Source organism: Tsukamurella hominis (assembly GCF_965137015.1).
Classification (GTDB): Bacteria; Actinomycetota; Actinomycetes; order Mycobacteriales; family Mycobacteriaceae; genus Tsukamurella; species Tsukamurella hominis.
The window spans coordinates 48101-71229 of sequence record NZ_CBCRZG010000005.1; the positions used below are offsets into that span (position 1 = coordinate 48101).

Annotated in this window: 18 protein-coding genes and 1 pseudogene; 11 read left to right on the plus strand and 8 right to left on the minus strand. The window is 70.0% G+C overall.

Annotation, left to right across the window (positions count from 1 at the left end; translation table 11 throughout):
• Positions 1-8 precede the first annotated feature (8 nt).
• On the plus strand, positions 9-533 hold the full coding sequence (locus tag ACM9LD_RS08655) for a hypothetical protein (RefSeq protein ID WP_415676275.1): 525 nt from the start codon (positions 9-11) through the stop codon (positions 531-533).
• A 29-nt stretch (positions 534-562) separates the two neighbouring features.
• Entirely contained in the window at positions 563-1696 is a 1134-nt protein-coding gene (locus ACM9LD_RS08660) for an alpha/beta hydrolase-fold protein (protein WP_415676276.1), read from the plus strand.
• A gap of 2 nt (positions 1697-1698) precedes the next feature.
• Here the strand turns inward: ACM9LD_RS08660 and ACM9LD_RS08665 are convergent, their stop codons facing one another.
• Positions 1699-2640: an NADP-dependent oxidoreductase gene (locus tag ACM9LD_RS08665; RefSeq protein WP_415676277.1), complete on the minus strand. Its 942-nt coding sequence runs from the start codon at positions 2638-2640 to the stop codon at positions 1699-1701.
• Between the two features lie 499 nt (positions 2641-3139).
• Complete coding sequence (locus ACM9LD_RS08670) at positions 3140-3904, minus strand: IclR family transcriptional regulator (RefSeq protein ID WP_068525409.1); 765 nt, start codon at positions 3902-3904, stop codon at positions 3140-3142.
• A gap of 460 nt (positions 3905-4364) precedes the next feature.
• Between ACM9LD_RS08670 and ACM9LD_RS08675 the strand changes: the two genes are divergently transcribed.
• From ACM9LD_RS08675 to ACM9LD_RS08710, 8 genes and pseudogenes are all read left to right on the plus strand, one after another.
• Positions 4365-5873, plus strand: a complete 1509-nt coding sequence (locus ACM9LD_RS08675; protein WP_415676278.1) for an NCS2 family permease — start codon at positions 4365-4367, stop codon at positions 5871-5873.
• A 105-nt stretch (positions 5874-5978) separates the two neighbouring features.
• Positions 5979-6261, plus strand: a 283-nt coding sequence (locus tag ACM9LD_RS08680) for a 2Fe-2S iron-sulfur cluster-binding protein (protein ID WP_415676492.1), incomplete at its 3' end; no start/stop codon positions are given.
• A gap of 1 nt (position 6262) precedes the next feature.
• Positions 6263-7574, plus strand: a pseudogene (locus ACM9LD_RS08685) (xanthine dehydrogenase small subunit); the annotation flags it as partial.
• A complete protein-coding gene (gene xdhB, locus ACM9LD_RS08690) occupies positions 7571-9988 on the plus strand; it encodes a xanthine dehydrogenase molybdopterin binding subunit (protein WP_415676279.1) in 2418 nt (805 codons plus the stop codon). The pseudogene ACM9LD_RS08685 and the gene xdhB, both read left to right, overlap by 4 nt.
• Before the next feature lie 7 nt (positions 9989-9995).
• Entirely contained in the window at positions 9996-10805 is an 810-nt protein-coding gene (gene xdhC, locus ACM9LD_RS08695; protein ID WP_415676280.1) for a xanthine dehydrogenase accessory protein XdhC, read from the plus strand.
• Positions 10802-12085 carry a guanine deaminase gene (gene guaD, locus ACM9LD_RS08700; protein ID WP_415676281.1) on the plus strand — a complete coding sequence of 428 codons (1284 nt, stop codon included), beginning with the start codon at positions 10802-10804 and terminating at the stop codon, positions 12083-12085. Before xdhC ends, guaD begins: the two co-directional genes overlap by 4 nt.
• 106 nt (positions 12086-12191) lie before the next feature.
• Positions 12192-13466: a DUF6986 family protein gene (locus ACM9LD_RS08705; RefSeq protein ID WP_415676282.1), complete on the plus strand. Its 1275-nt coding sequence runs from the start codon at positions 12192-12194 to the stop codon at positions 13464-13466.
• Positions 13463-14284: a bifunctional allantoicase/(S)-ureidoglycine aminohydrolase gene (locus ACM9LD_RS08710; protein ID WP_415676283.1), complete on the plus strand. Its 822-nt coding sequence runs from the start codon at positions 13463-13465 to the stop codon at positions 14282-14284. Before ACM9LD_RS08705 ends, ACM9LD_RS08710 begins: the two co-directional genes overlap by 4 nt.
• 73 nt (positions 14285-14357) lie before the next feature.
• Here the strand turns inward: ACM9LD_RS08710 and ACM9LD_RS08715 are convergent, their stop codons facing one another.
• The 4 genes from ACM9LD_RS08715 to ACM9LD_RS08730 form a co-directional block, all read right to left on the minus strand.
• Complete coding sequence (locus ACM9LD_RS08715; protein WP_415676284.1) at positions 14358-15119, minus strand: MTAP family purine nucleoside phosphorylase; 762 nt, start codon at positions 15117-15119, stop codon at positions 14358-14360.
• Positions 15112-16527: a C4-dicarboxylate transporter DctA gene (gene dctA, locus ACM9LD_RS08720; RefSeq protein WP_415676285.1), complete on the minus strand. Its 1416-nt coding sequence runs from the start codon at positions 16525-16527 to the stop codon at positions 15112-15114. The genes ACM9LD_RS08715 and dctA overlap by 8 nt, the downstream gene beginning before the upstream one ends.
• Before the next feature lie 66 nt (positions 16528-16593).
• Entirely contained in the window at positions 16594-17316 is a 723-nt protein-coding gene (locus ACM9LD_RS08725; protein WP_415676286.1) for an aspartate/glutamate racemase family protein, read from the minus strand.
• A 10-nt stretch (positions 17317-17326) separates the two neighbouring features.
• Positions 17327-18868, minus strand: a complete 1542-nt coding sequence (locus tag ACM9LD_RS08730; protein ID WP_415676287.1) for an NCS1 family nucleobase:cation symporter-1 — start codon at positions 18866-18868, stop codon at positions 17327-17329.
• Between the two features lie 246 nt (positions 18869-19114).
• On the opposite strand from ACM9LD_RS08730, the gene allB reads away from it, so the two are divergent.
• Positions 19115-20464, plus strand: coding sequence for an allantoinase AllB (gene allB, locus ACM9LD_RS08735; RefSeq protein ID WP_415676288.1), 1350 nt, complete (start codon positions 19115-19117; stop codon positions 20462-20464).
• 16 nt (positions 20465-20480) lie between these two features.
• Here allB and ACM9LD_RS08740 read toward each other — a convergent pair whose 3' ends face one another.
• Entirely contained in the window at positions 20481-22367 is a 1887-nt protein-coding gene (locus tag ACM9LD_RS08740) for a M61 family metallopeptidase (protein ID WP_415676289.1), read from the minus strand.
• Between the two features lie 146 nt (positions 22368-22513).
• Complete coding sequence (gene hisB / locus ACM9LD_RS08745; protein ID WP_415676290.1) at positions 22514-23128, minus strand: imidazoleglycerol-phosphate dehydratase HisB; 615 nt, start codon at positions 23126-23128, stop codon at positions 22514-22516.
• Position 23129 lies beyond the last annotated feature (1 nt).

Below are 23129 nucleotides of genomic sequence, written 5' to 3' on the forward strand. Positions count from 1 at the left end.
CTGGCGTCGTGGGGGTGTTCGACAGGGCGGACGAGGGCAGCGAGGAGGCGAAGGCCTACCGCGCCGAGCTCGCGAAGGAGAACGACCGTCTCGCCGCGAAGGTGGCACCGGTGCTGCTCGTGCTGATCGGCATCGTCGCCACCTGGGGTGCGATCTCCACCGGCACGAGGCTGCTTCGCGAATACGGGGAGCCGGTGCGGTGCGAGGGGCGTCTCATGGAACCCGCAGACACGTGCTGGGCGGTCCTCACCAAGGGAGCATCGACGTTCGAGCTGTTCGCGCCCGCCGCCGCAGGGCCGGTCAGCGACACCGAAGCGCGACGGATCGCGGTCTCGCGCGGGAGCGACACCGCGCCTTATCCGTACGACTACACGCGCACGCGGAGCATCCGGAAGAACGAGGTGTCGAACGACGGTCTCGCCACAGTCGTCCTCGGCGCGGCGGGAGCAGGGGCGTTCCTCGGGGCGTACTTCACCCGTCGCGGTGCCCGTCGAGCGCGCGATGACTCCGCACGGACGGTCTGCTCCGCATGACAGGTCACTGTCCGCGAGCCGCGGATGCAGTGCGTCGCAGCATCACCAGCGGAGTCGGCCCGGTCCCCGGGGAGGAGCCGGCGGCGCTGCGTGCACTCGGCACCCCGCTCATCACCGATCACCCGAACGATCCGCAACTCGTGCGGGCGCTGTTCGTATGGCACGAAGACCTCGGTGATCCGCCTGCCGCGGTGTACCTGTGGGTGAACCGGCTCACCGACAAGCGGCACCGCGCCCGCGGGATGATGCGGTCCCGCGGCGGCGGAACGTGGTTCGTCGAGCTCACCGTTCCCCGCGACGTCCTGGCCACCTACCGAGTCCTACCGATCTCGGGGGACGAACACGTGCCGCCACCGCGCGATGTGCTGCGCCGCGCGCGGATCGACCCGCACAACGCGGCCGCGGTGGCGGGGTCACCGTTCGGATCGGTCCTCGCCGGGCCCGACGCACCCCGACTCGACGCCTGGACCGCGGCGGCGGCCGTGACGTCGACGGCGCTCGACCGCACCATCGGCTTGGCCCCGGAGCCCCTCCGGTACCGGCTGTCCGTACCGTCCGGCCCGGGGCCGATGGATCTGCTCATCACCTTCGACGCCGACACGTGGTTCGACCGGTTCCGCCTGCCCGACGTCCTCGCCACAGCAGGCCGACGGTGCGCCGTGCTCGGCATCGACTCCCCCGTGGACCCCGCGGCACGACTGCGGTTCCTCGGCGCCCAAGACGAGCTGTTCGCGGCGATCAAAGACGAGGTCCTTCCCGCTGCGCTACAACGGCTGGGCGAGCCGGGCAGGGTGACGATCACTGGGCAGAGCCTCGGCGGCCTGGCCGCGCTCGCGTTCGCGACGCAGCACCCCGGCCTCGTCGACGAGGTGATCGCCTATTCCCCGTCCGTCTGGTGGCACCCCGGCCTCGCCGCCCGGCCCGCGGACGTCGCGGCCCGGCAGGACTGGATCCACGACCGGATCGCGGCCTGCCCGCCCGGCGCGTTCTCGATCCGGTTGGCGTCCGGGGCCTTCGAGGAGGAACTCACCCCCGCAGTCGCCGACCTCGCGGACACCGCCCGCCGCGCGGGCCACGACGTGGAGCACACCGTCTACTCCGGCGGTCACGACGAGGCACAGTGGGCCGCACTGCTCCTCGCCCACCTGCAGGGCAGGGCGTAGCGCTACGGGATCAGGATGAACTTCCCGATCGGGTGCGCAGCCTTCAGCTCGGTGTGCGCCCGCGCGGCGTCGGCGAGCGGGAACGTCCTGGCGACCGCGTTCACCAGCTTCCCCTCGCCTGCGAGGTCCAGCAGCGGGCCGCGCGCCTCGTCGCGAATGCGGGCACTGTCCGGGTCGGGCCCGCCGATCGCGAGGAATCCGTCCTGCACGGCGCGTCCGAATCCCGCGATGGTGACGATCCGCTTCCGGTCGGCGACGAGGTCGAGGGAGACGTCCGCCGCCTCGTCGGTGCCGACGGTGTCGATGGCCGCGCTCACGCCGTCCGGCGCCAGAGCGCGCACCCGCTCCGCCAACCCGTCGCCGTATTCGACGGGGGTCGCGCCGAGGCCACGCAGGTACTCGTGGTTGGCGGCCCGTGCGGTGCCGATCACGGTGGCGCCGCGGAGCCGCGCGAGTTGCACCGCCAGCAGCCCGACCCCACCGACTGCGCCATGGATCAGGACGGTGTCGCCGGCGGCGACCCCGATGCGCTCGACGGCGTCCCACGCGGTCGCGCCCGTGAGCAGCAGCCCGGCGGCGTCCTCCCAGCCCAGGCCCGCGGGCTTCGGGAGCACCGCCTGGGCCGACTGGACCGCGGACGAGGCGTAGACACCGTCGCCGCGGTAGACGACGACCTCGTCGCCGACGGAGATCGGGCCCCGCGGTCCGACGGCGTCGGGCCCGACGGCCGTCACCACCCCGGCCCCCTCGCTTCCGACCGGCTGCGGCAGCGTCGACGGATCGTCGCCGAACGCACCGCTGTAGAGCTTGTAGTCGATGGGGTTGACACCGATCGCCCTGAACTCGACGACCACCTCGCCCGGCCCCGGGGCGGGCAGCTCCCGCTCGATCACCTCGAGGACCTCCGGCCCTCCGAACGCCTGTGCCACCACTACTTTCGCCATGACCTGCACAACCGCGCGCCGCCGCGATCCATTCCGGTTCGGCTCACCGGGACGGAAACCGTGGTGCCACCAGGAGGTGCCGCGCAATCGACGCCGGGCGATCGCGGCCGATTCGGGTGGAAGGCACGAGCGGGACAGGCGATCCTGCTCCTGATCCCCGCGTTCTTCGTGGCGGTCGGGGGTGACGCGCTCTCCGACTACCGAGAGCAAGCAGGTCCCTTCCGTTGCAACGGTTCGGAGATGCATCGGGGTGATACGTGCCTCGTCGACCGCGCACGCTCCACGGACATCAAGGACCTCGTCCGCGCCGGCGAGGCGCCTCGAGAACTCGGGGTTCTCCGCGAGAACGGTCGATCAGCGTCGGCACCCCGATGTCGTACACCGGATGAGCCGCAAGCGATCCGGTGATCGACGAGCCGCGTTGGCGGTCTCGGTCGTCCTCCTCACCATGGGGCACGGACCCGGACTGATCAGGCACCCGATCCCGCCGAAGCGGAGCTCAGATCTCGCGGGCGCCGATCAACGCATCGGAGATGATGCCGGTCGCTCGTTCGAGGGCGGGGATCGCACGGTCGACGAAGTCGTCGCTCAGGCGGGAGACGGGGCCGGAGATACCGACGGCCATCGGGGTCGGCGCACCGGGCACCGCCATCGCGTAGCAGCGCACACCCACCTCCTGCTCCTCGTCGTCGATGGAGTAGCCGCGGGCGCGGACCTTCTCCACCTCGGCGAAGACCCCGGACAGGGTGCTCACGCTGTTCGGGGTCGGCGCCGGGATCCCCGCCTGCCCGACGAGCTTGACGATGCGGGCGTCGTCGAGCTCGGCGAGCACCGCCTTGCCGACGCCGCTGTTGTGCAGGTTCACGCGACGACCAGCCTCGTTGTTGGTGCGCATGCTGTGCTGCGAGGGCACCTGGCCCGTGTAGATCACCATGTCACCGTCCAGCACAGCGAGGCTCGCCGTCTCCTCGAGCTCGTCGACCAGCGCCTGCAGCACGGGCACGGCCACCGCGCCGAGCTGACGGTTCGCGACCTCGCCGAGACGGATCAGCCGGGGCCCGAGCGCGTAGCGCCGGTTGGGCAGCTGCCGGACGTAGCCGATGCCGACGAGCGTCCGGAGCAGGCGGTGGATCGTGGGCGGAGGGAGCGGTGTGCCCGCCGACAGCTCGCTGAGCGAGCACTCGCCGCCGGCCCGCCCCATGAGTTCGAGCAGTTCGAACGCGCGCTCCACCGACTGCACCCCGGAGGTGGATTTCCCCGCCATGATCGCCTCCCCGGACGTCTGGTTGTTTGCTGTTCCAATCCCGACGGTACGCCCACAATTCCAACTTGCGTTCCGTATCGCGGTATTCATCGGATTCCGTATCCGACGGAGCGGCCAAACGAAGCCTGCCGATCGAAAGTATCCAGCCACGATACGGAACGACACCGAGCGCATGCGACCCGACATCGACGACGTCGCCCGTGAATGGACGTCCGGCAAGCGTTGCCGCGCGGCGGAAGTCGTCGAGAATCGCGCAGAACATCTGCTTGACAGCCCTGAGGGGGCGTGCTTCACTCGACGTGATCGGAATCACATTTCCGATGGGCGGAACGCACATCTGCGGAGCCCCACGCGATCGCCACCACGCGTCGCCTTCGATCAGCCCCACTTCGCCGCCGCTCCCCCGGAGCGCCTGAACGCGACGGGCCCACGCCCGGCGTTTCGGACCGAGAGGACCACCATGACCAGCCAGCAAGAGCAGAACGGGGCCGACGAACACGTCGAACACCCGGCGCGCACCGAACGGATCGACGGCCCGGAGCGTGCGGGCGCGCCGTTCCTGGACCGCTTCTTCGAGATCACCCGCCGCGGCTCGACGATCCCCCGGGAGATCCGAGGCGGCCTCGTCACCTTCGTCGCGATGGCCTACATCGTCGTACTGAACCCCTTGATCCTGAGCAGCTCGTCGGACGCCGTGGAGGGAAAGCTCGGGTTCGTGCAGGTCACCGCCGTGACCGGCCTGACGGCGGGCGTCATCACGATCCTGTTCGGCCTGATCGCGCGCCTACCCTTCGCGCTCGCCGCGGGCCTCGGCATGAACTCGTTCCTCGCGGTGGCGGTGGTCAAGGACGTCACGTGGCCCGAGGCGATGGGCCTGGTGATCATCAACGGCGTCATCATCGTCGTGTTGGGCGCCACCGGCATCCGGACGGCGATCTTCCGCGCGGTCCCGGCCGAACTCAAGACCGCGATCACGGTCGGCATCGGCCTGTTCATCGCCTTCATCGGCTTCGTGAACTCGGGGTTCGTCACGCGCACCCCGGCCGGCCCGCCGGTCCAGCTCGGCCACGACGGCTCGATCGACGCGATCCCCACCGCCGTCTTCATCTTCGCCCTGCTCCTCATCGCGGTGCTCGTGTCGCGCCGCGTCCCGGGCGCCATCCTCATCGGCATGATCGTCGCGACCCTCGCGGCGATCGTGATCCAGCACTTCGCCAAGCTCGGCACGGTCGGGGACCCGACCCACCCGGACCCCAAGGGCTGGAACCTCAGCGCCCCCGAACTGCCCAGCCAGATCGTCGCCCTCCCCGACTTCAGCCTGATCGGCCAGTTCGACCTGTTCGGAGCCTTCGAGCGTGTGGGCGCCCTGGCCGCCACGATGCTGGTGTTCACCCTGGTCTTCACCAACTTCTTCGACGCGATGGGCTCGATGACGGGCCTGGCCCGCCAAGCGGGCGTCGGCCAGCCCGACGGGACGTTCCCCCGCATCCGCTCCGCCTTCGTCATCGAGGGCATGGGTGCGGTCGCCGGCGGCGCGACGTCCGGCTCGTCGAACACCGTCTTCGTCGACTCGGCGTCCGGCATCGCGGAGGGCGCGCGCACCGGCCTCGCCGCCTGCGTGACCGGCGTCCTGTTCCTCGGGTCGATGTTCTTCTCGCCCCTGATCGGCGTGATCCCGATGGAGGTCGGCGCGGCCGCGCTCGTGGTGGTCGGGTCGATGATGGTGGCGCAGATCCGGGAGATCGATTTCACGCACTTCTCGGTCGCGCTGCCCGCGTTCCTCACCATCGTCACCATGCCGCTCACCTACTCGATCGCGAACGGCATCGGCGTGGGCTTCATCACGTGGGCGCTCCTGAGCGTCCTCAGCGGTCGCGGACAGAAGGCGCACTGGCTACTGTGGGCGGTCTCGATCGGATTCATCCTCTACTTCGTCCGAGGACCGATCACCGCGTTGATCGGCGGCTGACCTGCAACGACGCAGAGTCGAGCCGGAACGGCTCCCGTATCGCACTCCGTGATGCGGAAAGAAGATTCCGAAAAACCCTTCCCGATGTGACCCCCGTCACCTACCATGAAATGCACTGGATCGTGTTCGCATGGAAAACCAGCGGTCCAGCTCAGCCTCGCAAACCATGCCTGTCGGAACCGCACGCCGCGGTTCAGTAGGGATGCAGCGGTGACCGAAACGCTGACCGGATGTCATGTGACCGTGAACGGTCGATCCCGACCCTTCACCGGCCCCGCGCACACGAGTGCGCTCGATTGGCTCCGCGACCAGGGCCTCACCGGAGCCAAGGAGGGCTGCGCCGAGGGTGAATGCGGCGCCTGCTCGATCCTCGTCGCCCGCCCCGGCGNCCCCGACGCCCCGGGCGACCGCACCCGGTGGACGGCGATCAACGCCTGTCTCACCCCGGCGGCCGCCCTGGCCGACCAGGAGGTGGTCACCTCCGAGGGGCTCGGCGGGCCCGACGACCTGCATCCCGTGCAGACCGCGATGGCGCTCCGCGGCGGCTCGCAGTGCGGCTACTGCACACCCGGCTTCATCTGCAGCATGGCGGCCGAGTTCTACCGCCCCGATCGAGCCCCGTCCGGCACGCCGGCCGAGGGCGGCGCCGCGCGCCCCGCGCACGACGAGGAACACGGCCCCAACGGCTTCGACTTGCACTCCCTGTCCGGAAACCTCTGCCGCTGCACCGGCTACCGGCCCATCCGGGACGCCGCCTACGGCCTTCCTGTGGAGCCCGCGGCAGACGACCCGCTCGCCGCCCGACGTGCTGCAGCAGCCCCCGCCGCCGCCCCCACCGTGGTCGACGGACCGCAGGGCCGCTTCGTCCGGCCCGCCGGCCTCGACGAGGTCCTCGACCTCCTCGCGACCGGCGACTCCCCCGTCCTCGTCGCCGGATCCACCGATTTCGGCGTCGACGTCAACCTCAAAGGACGGCGCGAGCCCCTCGTGGTCGCGATCGACCGACTGCCCGAGCTCCGCGAGTTGCGCTGGGAAGAGGACGAACTCGAGATCGGAGCGGCGCTGACGCTGTCCGAGATCGAACGCCGCCTCGACGGGCGCGTGCCGCTCCTGGCCCAGGTGTTCCCGCAGTTCGCCTCCCGGCTGATCCGCAACGCCGCGACGCTGGGCGGCAACCTCGGGACGGGCTCGCCGATCGGCGACACCCCGCCCGCGCTCCTCGCACTCGAGGCCCGCCTCGTCCTGGCCTCGCGCGACGGCGAGCGCACGGTCCCGCTCGCGGAGTACTTCACCGGCTATCGCGCGACGGTGCGCCGCCCCGACGAGCTCATCAAGGCGGTACGGATCCCGTTGCCGCTGAGTCCGCTCACCGCGTTCCACAAGATCGCCAAGCGCCGCTTCGACGACATCTCCAGCGTCGCGGTCGCCTTCGCGCTGACCGTGGACGACGGCACGATCACCCGGGCCGCCATCGGGCTCGGCGGCGTGGCGGCGACCCCGCTCCGCGCGACCGCGACCGAACAGGCGCTCGTCGGGCGCCCCTGGTCCGAGGACACCGTGCGCGCCGCCGCCGAGGTGCTGCGCGGGGAGGGCACCCCGATAGACGACCACCGGGCCTCCGGGCGCTACCGGGTGGCCATGCTGGGCCGGTCGCTCGAGAAGCTCCACGCCGAGACCACGGCCCGAGAGGAGCTGTCATGAGCCACCTGTCCGAGCGCCCCGCGAACCCCGTCGTCGGGCTCGACGTCCCGCACGAGAGCGCGGCCCTCCACGTGAGCGGTGCCGCCATCTACACGGACGACCTCGTCGGCCGCACGCCCGGCGCACTGCACGCGCACCCCGTCCAGGCCGACTGCGCCCACGCCCGGATCCTCTCGATCGACACCGCTCCCGCGCTGCGGGTACCGGGCGTCGTCCGGGTCCTGACCGCCGCCGACGTCCCCGGCGTGAACGACGCCGGCGTCAAGCACGACGAGCCGCTGTTCCCCGAGGACGAGGTGATGTTCTTCGGGCACGCGGTGTGCTGGGTGCTCGGCGAGACGCTGGAAGCCGCCCGGCTGGGCGCCGCGGCGGTGAAGCTCGAGCTCGAGCCGCTCCCCTCTCTCATCTCGCTGGGCGACGCCATCGGGGCGGAGAGCTTCCACGGTGCCCGTCCGACGGTCCGACGCGGCGACCTCGGCGCCGGCTTCGCGGACGCGGTGCACGTGTACACCGGCGAGTTCGAATTCGCGGGTCAGGAGCACTTCTACCTGGAGACGCACGCCTCCCTGGCCCAGGTCGACGAGAGCGGCCAGATCTTCGTGCAGTCCAGCACCCAGCATCCGTCGGAGACGCAGGACATCGTGGCGCACGTGCTGGGCCTGCCCAGCAACGCCGTGACGGTGCAGTGCCTGCGGATGGGCGGCGCGTTCGGCGGCAAGGAGATGCAGCCGCACGGCTTCGCGGCCATCGCTGCACTCGGCGCCACGCTCACGGGTCGGCCGGTGCGCCTGCGGCTGGACCGCACGCAGGACATGACCATGTCGGGCAAGCGGCACGGCTTCCACGCCACCTGGCGGGTCGGCTTCGACGCGGCCGGCCTCATCACGGCCCTCGAATCCACCCTCACGGCGGACGGCGGCTGGAGCCTCGACCTCTCCGAGCCGGTGCTCGCCCGCGCGCTGTGCCACATCGACAACGCCTACTGGATCCCCAACATCGCGGTACACGGACGGATCGCGAAGTGCCACAAGACCTCACAGACCGCGTTCCGCGGCTTCGGCGGGCCGCAGGGCATGCTCGTCATCGAGGACATCCTCGGCACCTGCGCCCCGCGCCTCGGCCTGTCCGCGCGGGAACTCCGGCGCCGCAACTTCTACGGCGACGACCAGACCACGCCGTACGGCCAGCCCGTCCGCCACGCCGACCGCGTCCGGACCGCGTGGGAGCAGGTCGTCACCACCGGCGAGGTCGAGGCGCGCGAGGCGGAGATCGCCGCGTTCAACGCGACGCACCCGAACGTCAAGCGCGCCCTCGCCCTGACGCCGGTCAAGTTCGGGATCTCCTTCAACCTCACCGCCTTCAACCAGGCCGGCGCCCTCGTGCTGGTCTACAAGGACGGCTCCGTCCTGATCAATCACGGCGGAACCGAGATGGGGCAGGGCCTGCACACCAAGATGCTGCAGGTCGCCGCGACCACGCTCGGCGTCCCCCTGTCGCGCGTCCGCCTGGCTCCGACGCGGACGGACAAGGTGCCCAACACCTCCGCCACCGCCGCGAGCTCCGGCGCCGACCTCAACGGCGGCGCGGTGAAGAACGCGTGCGAGCAGATCCGCGACCGCCTCGCCGGCGTCGCCGCGTCACTCATCGGCACGAATCCCTCCGACGTGCGGTTCAGCGAGGGGACCATCAGCGGGCTCGGCGCCTCCGCGCAGAAGCTCAGCTGGGAAGAGGTCGTGCACGCCGCGTACTTCCAGCGGGTGCAGCTCTCCGCCTCCGGCTACTACCGGACGGAGGGGCTGCACTGGGACGCCAAGGCGATGCAGGGCGTGCCCTTCAAGTACTTCGCCTACGGGGTGGCGGCGAGCGAGGTCGAGGTCGACGGGTTCACCGGCGCGTACCGACTGCGCCGCGTGGACATCGTCCACGACGTGGGCGACTCCCTCTCGCCGATGATCGACATCGGCCAGATCGAGGGCGGGTTCGTGCAGGGCGCCGGCTGGCTCACGCTGGAGGATCTGCGCTGGGACGAGAGCGAACGCCCCACCCGCGGCCGCCTGCTCACGCAGTCGGCGAGCACGTACAAGCTGCCGAGCTTCTCCGAGATGCCGCCGGACTTCAGGGTCTCGCTGCTGGACAAGGCGCACGAGGACGGTGCCGTGTACGGCTCGAAGGCCGTCGGCGAGCCCCCGCTCATGCTCGCCTTCTCGGTCCGCGAGGCGCTCCGCCAGGCGGCGGCGGCCTTCGGGCCGCCCGGGACAGCGGTGGAGCTGGCCTCTCCCGCGACGCCGGAGGCGGTGTACTGGGCGGTGGAGTCCGCGCGTTCCGCCGGGCCGGGGCGGAACGGTCACCGTCGGACCCCCGTCCCGGCGGCCGGAACCGCCTCCGCGGCGCCGGCCCCCGCGCCTCTCGGCTGAGCCCGCCATGACCTGGCTGGGCGACGCCGCCCGCCTGCGTCGGCAACGCGTCCCCGCGGTCCTGATCACCCAGATCGGGGTTCGCGGGCACGCTCCGCGCGAGGCGGGCGCCAAGATGATCGCCACCTCCGACGACGAATTCGGCACGATCGGTGGCGGCAATCTCGAACTGACGGCGATCGACCGCGCCCGGGAGATGCTCCGGGACACGGTCACTACGCCCGAGACGCTCACGCTGCGCCTCAACGACAAGGCCCGCAATCAACACGGGCGCCAATGCTGTGGAGGCGAGGTGGTTCTCCTGTTCGAGCCACTCCCGGTGGTACCGGCGGTCGCGATCTTCGGGGTGGGCCACGTCGGCCTCGAGCTCGCTCGCATCCTGTCCCGCCACGACGTCGAGCTGTACCTCACGGATTCGCGCCCCGAGCAGATCGAGGCCGCCGGCGCCCTGGAGCCCGGTGAGGCCACCGTGCACCTGCGGCACTCGATGCTGCCCGAGGAGGTCCTCGAGGATCTCCCCGCGGGCTGCCACGTGCTGATCATGACCCACGATCACGCCGAGGACTTCAGCCTGTGCGACCAGGGCCTGCGGACGCCGGGCCTGGGCAGCGTCGGCCTCATCGGCTCCGCCGCGAAGTGGACCCGCTTCCGCGCCATGCTCGCCGACGCCGGACACGACGCCGCGACCATCGACACCATCCAATCCCCCATCGGGCTGAGCGCCCTGGGCGGCAAACACCCGGCGACCATCGCCGTGAGCGTCGCCGCCGACCTGCTCGTCCGGTTCCCCTCAGCCGTTCCAGGAGACCCCGCATGATCATCTACCGCGCCCAGGTGCTCGACACGCCCGAAAGCCCCTTCACCGGAGGCGCTCTCCGTTCCTCCGACGATGCCGGCCTCGCGGTCCAGGACGGGACGATCGTCGATCGGGGCGACTTCCGAACGATCGCCGACCGCCACCCCGAGGCCGAGGTCGTCGACGTCCGCGACGGCGTCCTCCTCCCCGGCTTCGTGGACACCCACGTCCACTACCCGCAGGTCCGCGCCATCGGCGGCCTCGGGATGCCGCTCCTGGACTGGCTCGACCAGTGCGCGCTCCCCGAGGAGTGCAAGCTCGAGGATCCGGAGTACGCGCGCACCATCGCCGGCGAGTTCCTGGCGGGCCTCACCGCCGCGGGAACCACCACCGCCCTGGTCTTCGGCTCACACTTCGCCGATGCGGTGGACGCCCTCTTCGCCGAGGCCGATCGGGTCGGGGTGCGCGTCACCGCGGGACTCGTGACCAGCGACCACAACCTGCCCGAGCCGCTGCTCAGCACGCCGGAACGGACGTACGACGAGGGCCGCAAGCTCGCGGAGCGCTGGCACGGGCACCGTCGGCTGCGATACGCGGTCACGCCCCGGTTCTCGTACTCCACCACGCCCGCCATGCTCGCCAGCGGCGCCGCGCTCATGCAGGACGTCCCGGGCCTGTGGTTCACCTCCCACATCAACGAGAACCCCGCTGAGATCGCCGCCGTGATCGAGCAGTTCCCCGGATCGCCGAACTACCTCGACACCTATCACCGCCACGGGCTCATCCACGAGCGCTCGGTGCTGGCGCACAACGCGCACCCGACCGACCCCGAGCTGGCGCTCCTGGCGAGCGCGGGCGCCGCGGTGGCGCACTGCCCGACGTCCAACTCGGCCCTCGCCAGCGGATCGTTCCCCCTACGGCGCCACCTCGACCACGGAGTCCAGGTGGCCCTGGGTTCGGATGTGGGCGCCGGCAGCGGCTTCTCCCTGTTCAAGGAGGGCCTGCAGGCGTACTTCATGCAGCAGCTCCTGATGTCCGACGGGGTGCCGCTCACCGCGGCCCACCTGCTGTACCTGGCCACCCGGGCGGGCGCGACGGCGCTGGGCCTCGACGACGTGGGCGATCTCTCGACGGGAAACCAGTTCGACGCGATCCTGGTGCGCCCGAACAGCGGACAGCCGCTCGACGTATGCCTGCGGCACGCGGCGTCGGCCGAGAACGCGCTCGCGAAGATCTTCTCCCTCGCCACCCCCGCCGACGTCGCGCGCGTGTGGATCGGCGGAGACGAGGTCGCGGCCTAGGGCGCGGCGGGCGGACGACGGCCCGAATATCCTTGTGCGAAGCACAGGACCCGCGTAGACTCCACCATGCGGAATTACTTTTCCATTTAGCTCTGACGGAGGACCCATGCCCAGCCGCTCGCTCTCCGACGACGCCCTGGCCGCAATCGACCGCCGCCTGGCCGACACCGACGCGCTCCTGGCGCGCGCGTATCCCGGAGACGACGGCCGGCGGCAGCCCGTGCACACCGTCTATCTGCCGGCCGACCGCTTCACGCCCGAGACGACTCGGGAGTGGGGGGAGCAGGCCCTCGCGGCGGCCGACGCCGCCGGCGGCCTGGACGAGGTCGCCCGCATCGTCGGCCTCGACGATCAGGGACTCCCGGATCTGGTGCGGCGCAAGCTCGCCGACGAGCCGATCGAGGACCTGCGTCTCGATTTCGAGGACGGCTACGGCGACCGGGGCGACGACGCCGAGGACGCCGACGTGGCCCGCGCCGTCGACGCGGTGACGAAGGCCGTGGCCAACGGCTCGACGGCCCCGTTCATCGGCATCCGCTTCAAGTGCTTCGAGGCGCCCACCCGGGCCCGTGGACTGCGGACCCTGGACCTGTTCCTCAGCGGGCTGGTCGCGGTCGGCCCTCTCCCCGAGGGGCTCACCATCACGCTGCCGAAGGTGACCACGGTCGGCCAGGTCGAGGCGATGGTCGACGCGTGCCGCGCCCTCGAGTCCGCGCTGGGGCTGGCCGAGCGGCGCCTCCGCTTCGAGGTGCAGGTGGAGACGCCGCAGGTGATCCTGGGGGCGGACGGCTCTGCGCCCGTCGCGACCCTGCTGCACGCCGCCGACCGCCGCGTCACCTCACTGCACTACGGCACCTACGACTACTCGGCCTCGCTCGGCATCGCCGCGCAGTACCAGTCGATGGAGCACCCCGCGGCGGATCACGCCAAGAACGTCATGCAACTCGCGATCGCCGGCACCGGCGTGCACATGTCGGACGGCTCCACGAACATCCTGCCGATCGGCGATGCGGCCCACGTCGTCGACGCGTGGCGCCTGCACGCGCGGCTCGTGCGCCGGCACCTCGAGCGCGGCATCTACCAGGGCTGGGATCTGCACCCGGCGCAGCTCGTCACGCGCTTCCTCGCGACCTACGCCTTCTACCGCGACGGCTTCCCCGCCGCCGCGACGCGGTTGCGGAACTACGTGCACCGCATCGATTCCGCGATCCTGGACGAGCCGGCGACGGCGCGTGCGCTCGCGTCCTTCATCCACCGCGGTGTGACCTGCGGGGCGATCACCGCCGCCGAGGTCGCGTCCGCCGCCGAGGTCACCGTCGAGACGGTGCGCGACCTCGCCTTGAACCGCCCCACCATCACCCAGCCCGAGGAGACCCGATGAGCTCGTCCGCCCCCGTCTACTACTCGCCGCAGGGCGGCCACCCGCCGCAGACGGACCTGCTCACCGACCGCGCCATCGTCACCGAGGCCTACACCGTGATCCCGCGCGGCGTCATGCGCGACATCGTGACCTCGGTCTTCCCGGGCTGGACCAACACCCGCGCGTGGGTGCTCAACCGCCCCGTCGCGGGCGGCTCGACGACCTTCGCGCAGTCCATCGTCGAGGTCTCCCCCGGCGGCGGCTCGGAGGCGCCGGAGCCGCAGCCCGAGGTCCAGAGCTTCCTCCTCGTCACGCAGGGCACCCTGCAGGTGACGATCGACGACGAGGCGCACACCCTCACCGAGGGCGGCTACGCGTACATCCCCGCGGGCACGTCCTGGTCGGTCGCCAACACGGCCGACGGTGCCGCCGTCTTCCAGTGGATCCGCAAGCGGTACGAGCCGCTCGCCGGGCACACGCCCAAGGTCGCCGTCGGCAACGAGCGCGACATCGAGCCCTCACCGATGCCGGGCACCGACAACAAGTGGCGCACCACCCGGATCCTGGACCCGCAGGACCTGGCCTACGACATGCACTGCAACATCGTGACCTTCGAGCCGGGCGCGTCGATCCCGTTCGCCGAGACCCACGTCATGGAGCACGGCCTGTACGTCCTCGAGGGCAAGGCCGTCTACCGCCTCAACGGCGACTGGGTCGAGGTGCAGGAGGGCGACTACATGTCGCTGCGCGCCTTCTGCCCCCAGGCCTGCTACGCCGGCGGACCGTCGAACTTCCGCTACCTGCTCTACAAGGACGTCAACCGCCAGATCGTCCTGTAGCGAGCCGATACGTGAAGTGCCCCTCCCGGATTCCGGGAGGGGCACTTCGGTGTTGAGTGGAGGGTCCGTCGGGTCAGGACAGGGCCGCCGCGGCGCGCACGAGCGCCTCGCGCAGCCGCAGGGTGTTCGCGTCGAGCTCCTCCTGGACCCGCTCTTGACTGACGGGCCACGGGGTCTCGGCGATGACGTCGTGATCGGTGACCAGCGCGACGCAGGCGTAGCCGATGCCGAGCTCGCGGGCCAGCGCCGCCTCCGGGTAGGGCGTGGTCGACACGACGTCCCAGCCCTGCGCCGCGTACCAGCGGGACTCGGCCGCGGTCGAGAACCGCGGGCCGCGAATGGCCACGACCACACCGCCGTCGGCGACGACCCAGCGCTGATCGCGCAGCGCACCGATCGCGGCGGCGCGGGTCGGCTCGGAGAACGGCTGTGCGAACGAGACTCGGACGTCCTCGTCGTCGTGGAAGGTGTCATCGGTGCGCCCGGTCCGGTCGACCAGCTGGTCCGGGACCACGACGGTGCCGACGCCCACCGCGGAGTCGAAGGCCCCGGCGGGCGTCGCCGCAAGAATGTGCCGCGCCCCGAGGTGGTGCAGCGCCCAGATGTTGGCACGGTGATTGATCCTGTGCGGCGGGATGTTCCGCTCGCGGCCGGACCGGGTCAGGTAGGCGACGCGTCGGCCGTGCGCGGTCCCGATCACCACGTCGTCCGAGGGCGCGCCGTAGGGAGTGTCCACGGGATACGACCGGGCGTCGTCCAGGAGCCCGTAGTAGCCCCAACTACCCAGGATCGCGACCGTGACATCGGCACCGGCCGGTGCGGTGGTGTCAGACATTCTTCGCTCCCTCGACATCGGTGGTGGTCCCGTCGCCACCCGCCGACGGCGACGCGGCATCGGCACGCGGCGGGAACGCGGCCGCTCCGTGGCCGGGGTGCGCGCGCACGTCGTCGGGATCGTCGACGACGAGCGTGCCGTCGAGGACCGCCTTCATCTTCTCCGTGTCGAGCAGGCCCTCCCACCGCGCGATGACGAAGGTGGCGAGGCAGTTGCCCAGCAGATTGGTCGCCACGCGCATGGAATCCATGAGGCGGTCGGCGCCGAGCAGCAGGGCGACCGCGGCCACCGGGAACGCACCGACCGCGGCGGCCGTGGCGGACAGCGCCACGAACGCGGAGCCCGGGACGCCGGCCATCCCCTTGGAGCTGAGGATCAAGATGCCCATGATCGTGATCTGCTGGCCCACACTGAGGTCCACGCCAACGGCCTGCGCGAGGAACATCATCGACAGCGACAGGTAGATCGCGGCACCGTCGAGGTTGAACGAGTAGCCGGTCGGGATGACGAGACCGACGACGGAGCGGTCGCACCCCGCGGCGTCCAGCTTCTTGATGATCGACGGCATCACGGCCTCGGACGAGCCCGTGCCCAGCGCGAGCATGAACTCCTCGCGGCAGTACGTGAGGAACTTCCACGTACTCACACCGGTGATGAGACGCACGGCGACCGCGAGGATCAGGATGAACACGACGGCGGCGCCGTAGCACGCGAGCACCAGCATGCCGAAGGACTTGAGGGAATCGGCGCCGTAGTTCCCGACGGTGAAGGCCATCGCGCCGAACGCACCGATCGGCGCCAGGTACATGATGTAACTGACGATTCGGAAGATCACATGCATCGCCTGGTCGATGACCTCGAGCAGGACGGGCTGAACCTTCTCGCTGATCGCCGCCAGCGCCACGCCGAAGAGCACCGCGAACAACAGCACCTGGAGCAGGTTGTTCTTCGCGAAGGCGTCGACCACGGACGTCGGGATGATGTTCATGACGAAGTCGACGCCGCCCGGCAGGGTCTCGCCGTGCGTCTTCTCATCGAGCGCGCTCGCGTCGAGGGTCGACGGGTCGATGTTCAAGCCGGCGCCGGGCCGGACGACATTGCCGACCACGAGCCCCAGCGCAAGAGCGAACGTGGTGCACACGGTGAACCACAGCAGGGCCTTCGCACCGATCTTGCCGAGCGCGGCCATACTGCCGACCTTGGCGATGCCCGTCACCACCACGAGGAAGATCAGGGGCGAGACCAGCATCTTGATGAGCTTGATGAAGCCCTGGCCCAGCGGAGCCAAGTGGTCCGAGAATCCCGGGAAGAAGATGCCCGTGGCGATTCCGGCTGCGATGCCGATCAACACCTGGACGAACAGAGATCTGTACCAGCGCTTCTTCTTCGGCGCCTCAGTCGTGGTCATGTTCCGTCCCTTCGCCGGAATGTGGCGCGGCCGTCCAGCTTCTCGAACGACTACCCGATAGGAGCTTCAGTTCTGGAAGGGCCAGCCCGTCACGACCTTGGGTCGCGGCGGGGCGTAGGTGCGCACCTTGGAGGTCCTCAGGCCCATGCGCACGAGGCCCTCGGCGATGGTCACGGCGGACCGGACGCCGTCCACGATGGGGACCCCCGTCGCGGCCGAGACCTTCTCCTCCAGCTCCGCCATACCGCCGCAGCCCAGGCAGATCACCTCGGCGTGGTCGCGCTCGACGGCCTCCCGCGCCTGGCCGACGATGGCGTCGACGGCCCGGTCGGGCTCGGACTCGAGCTCGAGTACGCCGAGACCCGAGGCACGCACCGACGCGCAGCGGGCATCGAGGCCGGCCAGCTTGAGCCGGTCCTCGATGAGCGGCACCGTGCGGTCGAGGGTGGTGACCACGGAGTACTTGTGGCCCAGGTACATCGCGGTCGAGGCCGCCGCCTCGGTGATGTCCACGACGGGCACCTCCAGCAGCTCCTGCAGGCCCTCGCGTCCGTGCTCGCCGTAGCCCGCCTGGATCACGGCGTCGTAGGGCCCCTCGTAGCGCGTGATCGCGTCCATGACCGCGATCGCGGCGAGGTAGGACTCGAAGTTGCCCTCACAGGAGTCCGCGCCGAACCGCGGCGTGATCCCGACGATCTCGGTGCCGGGCGAGGCCGCGGAGCGCGCCGACTCGGCGATCGCGGCGGTCATGGACTCGGTGGTGTTGACGTTGGCGACGAGGATGCGCATCGCGGGACTCCTAGTGCTTGCTGGGGACGGCGATCGGCTCGCCGGAGACGTCGACGAACGGGCCCTTGCGGTCGGCCACCGCAAGGTAGACCAGTGCGCCGAGGCCGGCCCCGATGAACCACGAGTAGTTCGAAACCACGTGGAAGGCGGGCACGAATGCCATGAGCAGCGCCGCGCCGGCGGTGGGGACGAGCGCGATGACGGCGCGCGGGTTCACGCCTCCCTGGTAGAAGTACGGCGCGTCGGGCAGGTCGCAGTACAGGTCGGGCACGTTGACCTTGGTCTTGCGGATCAGCCAGTAGTCGGCCATGACGATGCCGAACAGCGGCCCCAGCAGCGCCCCGAGGCCGCCGAGGAAGTACGTGATGACCGCGGGCGAGTTGTAGAGGTTCCAGGGCAGGATGACCAGGCCGATCACGCCGGAGATGAGGCCGGCGCTGCGGAAGTTCAGGTGCTTCGGGAACAGGTTGTTCAGCGCGTAGATCGGGGCGACGAAGTTCGCCATCAGGTTCACGGCCACGGTGAGCACGAGCAGCGCGAGGCAGGCGAGGACGAGTAGCAGCGTGTTCGGTACGGTCTGGACTATGTCGGCGGGCGACTCGATGACCCGGCCGTTGATCTTGAACTGGGCACCGGCCAGCGTGATCACGATGGCGCCGAAGAGCAGCATGTTGAGCGGGATGCCGAAGAAGTTGCCGCGCACGATGGACTTCTTGGAGGTCGCGTTGCGGGTGAAGTCGCAGAAGTTGAGGACGAAGGTGCCGTAGATCGCGACCCAGAGGCTCGCGCCGCCGACGATCTGCAGCCACATGTCGAGTCCCGTCTTGGACTCCGGCGTGGTCCACGCGATCGACCAATCGGCCTTGCTGAGCATCCAGACGGCCAGCGCGGCCATGGTCACGAGGATGACCGGCCCGGCGAAGGCCTCGTACTTGCGGATCATCTCCATGCCGTAGCTGACGATGACGAGCTGGATCGCCCACAGCACGAGGAAGGAGATCCAGCCGAGGGTGGAGAGGCCGAGGAAGCGGTTCTCGTCGAGCGTCGCCGCGCCCGGGGCCACCGCGACGATCATGATGCGCAACACCACCGAGGCGAGGTAGGTCTGGATACCGAACCAGGCGATCGCGACGACGCCGCGGATCAGCGCCGGGATCTGCGCACCCCGGATACCGAATGAGATGCGGCTCATGACCGGGAAGGGGACGCCCGTCTTCTCCCCCATGAAACCGGAGAAGTTGAGCAGGACGAAGAGGAACACGCCGCCGAGGCCGAGGGCCAGCAGGATCTGCCAACCGCCGAGGCCCAGCGCGAACAGGCCGATCGCGAAGGCGTAGTTGCCGAGGCTGTGAACGTCGTTCGCCCACAGGGTGAAGATGTTGTAGCCGCCCCAGGTGCGGCCCGCCCGCTTGGTGGGCGCCAGGTCCTGGTTGTAGAGGCCTGCGCTGAGCCGGTTCAGCGCGTCCACGTCGGGAACATCGGCGACGTCCGCGTCGCCGAGCCGGATCGGATTCGCCGCCGCCGCGACGCGGGGAGTGAGTTCTTCTGTCATGCTGGGCCTTCGTTCGTGCTGGCTGAACGCTCGAATCTTTTCCGTTGTGCGGAAGTTTTGTTCCACTTGTAGCGATAAGTAAGACCTATCCCCGCCCGCGTGTCAAGGCCCATGTCGCATCTCGGAATATGATCGTCACACGACGGAAACGATGTTCTTGACGAGTGGCGCAGCTCACACCTACTGTGGCCCCAGGATCGAGACGGAATTCCGCCACTCGGAATTTCTAGCCGAAGGAGAACCTGCATGAGCACCGACACCGCCGAGTACGACCTGGTGGTCCGCGGCCGCCGCATCGTCACGACCGCCGGGACGGTGGCGCGCGAGGTCGGCATCCGCGACGGACGCGTGGTCGCGATCGAGCCGCTCGGGAACGGCCTGGCGGGACGCGAGGTCATCGAGCTGACGGACGAGCAGGTGATGATCCCCGGACTCGTGGACACCCATGTGCACGTCAACGAGCCCGGTCGCACCGAGTGGGAGGGCTTCGAATCCGCGACGAAGGCCGCCGCCGCCGGCGCCGTCACGACGCTCGTCGACATGCCCCTCAACTCGATCCCGCCCACCGTCGACCGGGAGGCCCTGCGCCTCAAGCGCGAGGTCGCCGGGCCCAAGGCCTACATCGACGTCGGCTTCTGGGGCGGCGCGGTGCCCGGCAACAAGGGCGAGCTGCGCGGCCTGCACGACGACGGCGTCTTCGGCTTCAAGTGCTTCCTGCTGCACTCCGGCGTCGACGAGTTCCCCGCCCTCAGCGTGGACGAGATGCAGGAGGACATGGCGGAACTCGCCACGTTCGACTCGCTGATGATCGTCCACGCCGAGGACGCCTGCTCCATCGACCACGCACCGGAGCCGACCGGAGCCGACTACGCGGGCTTCCTCGCGTCGCGCCCGCGTGGCGCGGAGAACAAGGCCATCGCCGACGTGATCGAGCGGGCCCGGTGGACGGGCGCCCGCGCGCACGTCCTGCACCTCTCGTCGTCCGACGCCCTGCCGATGATCGCGAGCGCGCGGCGCGACGGGGTCAAGCTCACCGTCGAGACGTGCCCGCACTACCTGACCCTGCTGGCCGAGGAGATCCCCGCGGGCGGCACCGCGTTCAAGTGCTGTCCACCGATCCGCGAGGCGTCGAACCGCGAGTTGCTGTGGCAGGGACTGCTGGACGGCACGATCGACTGCATCGTCTCCGACCACTCCCCCTCGACGATCGACCTCAAGGACGTGGAGAACGGCGACTTCGGCGTGGCGTGGGGCGGCGTCGCGTCGCTGCAGCTGGGTCTGCAGCTCATCTGGACCGAGGCGAAGAAGCGCGGCATCACCCTCGAGCAGGTCCTCGAATGGATGTCCGCGAATCCCGCGAAGCTGGCCGGTATGACCCGCAAGGGCCGGATCGCGCTGGGCTTCGACGCCGACTTCGCGATCTTCGAACCCGAGGCCGCGCAGGTGGTGGACGTGCACCACCTGCACCACAAGAACCCGATCACGCCCTACGACGGTCGCGCCCTCGCCGGCGTCGTCAGCGGCACGTGGCTCCGCGGCGAGAAGGTCGACTTCGAGACCCCGCACGGACGCCTCCTCCGTCGCGGCGAGGCGTAGGCCGCCAGGGCCCGGACTACGGGCGGCTCGCCAGGATCTGGCTGAGGTAGTCCGGGGTCCCCTCGATGCGCTGCAGGTGCGGGTACCGCAACCCGCCGTGGTAATCGATCTCGACGGTCCGCGTCTGGTCGAAGTCCTTCACCTGCAGGCGGATCGGAGCGGGATTCGTCTTGGCACCCTCGATCGCCGTCTGCATCGTGGCCTGCGAGTAGGCGGCGTCGTTGACCGAGAGCACGGTCATCCCGGTCCCGACCTTGGCCTTGAACGCGGGCCCGTCCCACCGGACGTCGGTCACCTTGCCCGTCGCGGACACGTTGAGGCCGATCGAGTAGGTGTAGTTGACGGCCCCCTCCGCCGCCTTCATCTGCTCCGCGAGGAACGGGCCCGGGTTGCCGTCGTACACCAGCTTCCACCCCGTCTTCTCGACGCTCGAGGCGAACGGTTCCCTACCGTCGAGGCGATCGCGCAGATACGTCGCCCAGTCGTCGGCGACCACACCGTTGAGGGCCGCGACCACCTTGTCGAAGTCGTAGGTGTTCTGCGTCTTCCACGTCGTGGCGTCGACGCCGAAGAAGGCGCGGGCGAAGTCGTCGAGCGACTTGGTGTTGCCCGTCAGTTCGCGGATGCGCGCGTCCACGCCCAGCCACACGAGCTGACCGCCCTGGTAGTAGTCCTCGCTGAGCTGCCAGGAGCGGTACGGCTTGGTGCGGCGCTGCGCGATGATCGGGTCGTTCGTGGTGTCCTGCAGGCTCCGCCAGCTCAGGCCCGGGCGGCCGTCGGTGTACGTGGCGACCACGGAAGCCAGCGCATCGCGGGAGACCTCGGCCGGCCGCAGCCCCGCCCGGCCGGTGAGCACGTTGCCCCAGTACTGGGTCTGGCCCTCGTAGACCCACATCAGGCTGTCCTGCATCGGGGTGTTGAAGTCCGGCGTCCACAGGTCGGCCGGGCGGCGGAACTTCCCGTTCCACGAGTGCGTGTACTCGTGGCCGAGCAGATCGTCGCTCCCCACCGCGGGATTCCACCCCGTGAAGTAGTCCGTCGGTTCGCCGTTCTCGCTGGACCGCTGGTGTTCGAGCCCGTTGGAGCTGAGCTGATCCGAGAGCGAGAGCAGGAAGTCGTAGTGGTCGTAGTGCTGCGATCCGTACAGCTTGATCGCCTGCGCGACGAGCGCCCGGTGCTGCTCGATGTGTTCGGGCTTCGCCTCGAGCTGCTCCGGTGCGTCGGCGAACACCTGCAGGCGCACCGGGACCTCGGCGCCGGGGGCGAGGTCGATCTCCTTGTGGAAGCGCCCCGCGTAGACGGGCGAGTCGGCGAGGACGTCGAGCGGAACGGTGCGGTAATCGACGGTGTCCCCGCGCCGGCCCGCGACGTCCAGCGCGGTGCCGGCCTGGAATCCCGGCGGGTACGTGACGCTCGCGGTGAACGGGATCTCGCTCGCGGGCTTCCCCTTCGGGTAGAGGACCACCGCGTTCCACTGCAGGTTGAGCATGTTCGGTGTCATCACGACGCGGCCCTGCGTGCTGTCGGTCGGTGTGAGGTACGAGAAGGCGGCGTCCAGCGTGTCGACGCCGTCCGGCACCGTGACCTTCAGCGCGTAGACGTCGAGCGGATCACGCTTCCACGCCAGCTTCTTCCCGCCCGCGGAGAAGGTGATGCCGGCGATCTTGTCGATCGGCCCGGCGGGCGAATGGTTTCCCGGCAGCCACTGCGGGTAGAGCAGGGTCACCTCCCCCGCGCTGACGGGGATCGACTGCTTCACTCCGATGATGCGCTGCGGCAGGTTGGTGACGTCCACCGCCACGGAGACGGGTTTCTGCTCCCCCGCATCCTTCCCCGAGCGGTCCGGCGCCCCGCAGGCCAGCAGGCCCGCCAGGAGGACGATCACGATGCTGACGGCGCTCACGCCTCGAACCTTGGACATCGGCACTCCCGGCTTTCCGCGAACAATTTTGTTGATCCTACAAAATTGTTTGCGGCCTCGCCCTCCGAAAGGACGGGTCGCCGCAGCGGGTCCGGACGCTGTCGCGCTGCGCCCGGCGCGTAGGACCGCTAGAGCGTGCCCTTGGTGGACGGGACGCCGGTGACCCGCGGGTCCGGCTCGACGGCGGCGCGCAGCGCGCGGGCGACGGCCTTGAACTCGGCCTCCGTGATGTGGTGCGGGTCGCGGCCGTAGAGCACGCGGACGTGCAGCGCGATCCGGGCGTTCATCGCCAGCGATTCGAAGACGTGACGGTTGATCACCGTCGAGTACGGGACGCCCGGGTAGCCGCCGATCACGGAGTGCACCAGGTACTCCGGCTCGCCGGTGTGCACGGCGTAGGGCCGGCCGGAGACATCGACGGAGGCGTGCGCGAGCGTCTCGTCCATGGGGATGAAGCAGTCGCCGAAGCGGCGGATGCCCTTCTTGTCCCCCAGCGCCTCGCCGATGGCCTGGCCGAGCACAATCGCCGTGTCCTCGACCGTGTGGTGGGCGTCGATCTCGATGTCGCCCTTGGCCTGCACCGTGAGGTCGAAGCTGCCGTGCTGACCGAAGGCGGTGAGCATGTGGTCGAAGAACGGGACGCCGGTGGCGATGTCGGTGACGCCGGTGCCATCGAGGTTGAGCTCCACCACGATGGAGGACTCCCTCGTGGCGCGCTCGATACGGGCGATGCGATCGGTCATG

Excerpts from the sequence above, each read along its gene's own strand:
- hisB (WP_415676290.1), bottom strand. The coding sequence starts at position 23,128 with ATGACCGATCGCATCGCCCGTATCGAGCGCGCCACGAGGGAGTCCTCC.
- ACM9LD_RS08665 (WP_415676277.1), bottom strand. The coding sequence starts at position 2,640 with ATGGCGAAAGTAGTGGTGGCACAGGCGTTCGGAGGGCCGGAGGTCCTC.
- allB (WP_415676288.1), top strand. The coding sequence starts at position 19,115 with ATGAGCACCGACACCGCCGAGTACGACCTGGTGGTCCGCGGCCGCCGC.
- ACM9LD_RS08670 (WP_068525409.1), bottom strand. The coding sequence starts at position 3,904 with ATGGCGGGGAAATCCACCTCCGGGGTGCAGTCGGTGGAGCGCGCGTTC.
- ACM9LD_RS08710 (WP_415676283.1), top strand. The coding sequence starts at position 13,463 with ATGAGCTCGTCCGCCCCCGTCTACTACTCGCCGCAGGGCGGCCACCCG.
- ACM9LD_RS08715 (WP_415676284.1), bottom strand. The coding sequence starts at position 15,119 with ATGTCTGACACCACCGCACCGGCCGGTGCCGATGTCACGGTCGCGATC.
- ACM9LD_RS08675 (WP_415676278.1), top strand. The coding sequence starts at position 4,365 with ATGACCAGCCAGCAAGAGCAGAACGGGGCCGACGAACACGTCGAACAC.
- xdhC (WP_415676280.1), top strand. The coding sequence starts at position 9,996 with ATGACCTGGCTGGGCGACGCCGCCCGCCTGCGTCGGCAACGCGTCCCC.
- ACM9LD_RS08705 (WP_415676282.1), top strand. The coding sequence starts at position 12,192 with ATGCCCAGCCGCTCGCTCTCCGACGACGCCCTGGCCGCAATCGACCGC.
- xdhB (WP_415676279.1), top strand. The coding sequence starts at position 7,571 with ATGAGCCACCTGTCCGAGCGCCCCGCGAACCCCGTCGTCGGGCTCGAC.
- ACM9LD_RS08725 (WP_415676286.1), bottom strand. The coding sequence starts at position 17,316 with ATGCGCATCCTCGTCGCCAACGTCAACACCACCGAGTCCATGACCGCC.
- ACM9LD_RS08730 (WP_415676287.1), bottom strand. The coding sequence starts at position 18,868 with ATGACAGAAGAACTCACTCCCCGCGTCGCGGCGGCGGCGAATCCGATC.
- dctA (WP_415676285.1), bottom strand. The coding sequence starts at position 16,527 with ATGACCACGACTGAGGCGCCGAAGAAGAAGCGCTGGTACAGATCTCTG.
- guaD (WP_415676281.1), top strand. The coding sequence starts at position 10,802 with ATGATCATCTACCGCGCCCAGGTGCTCGACACGCCCGAAAGCCCCTTC.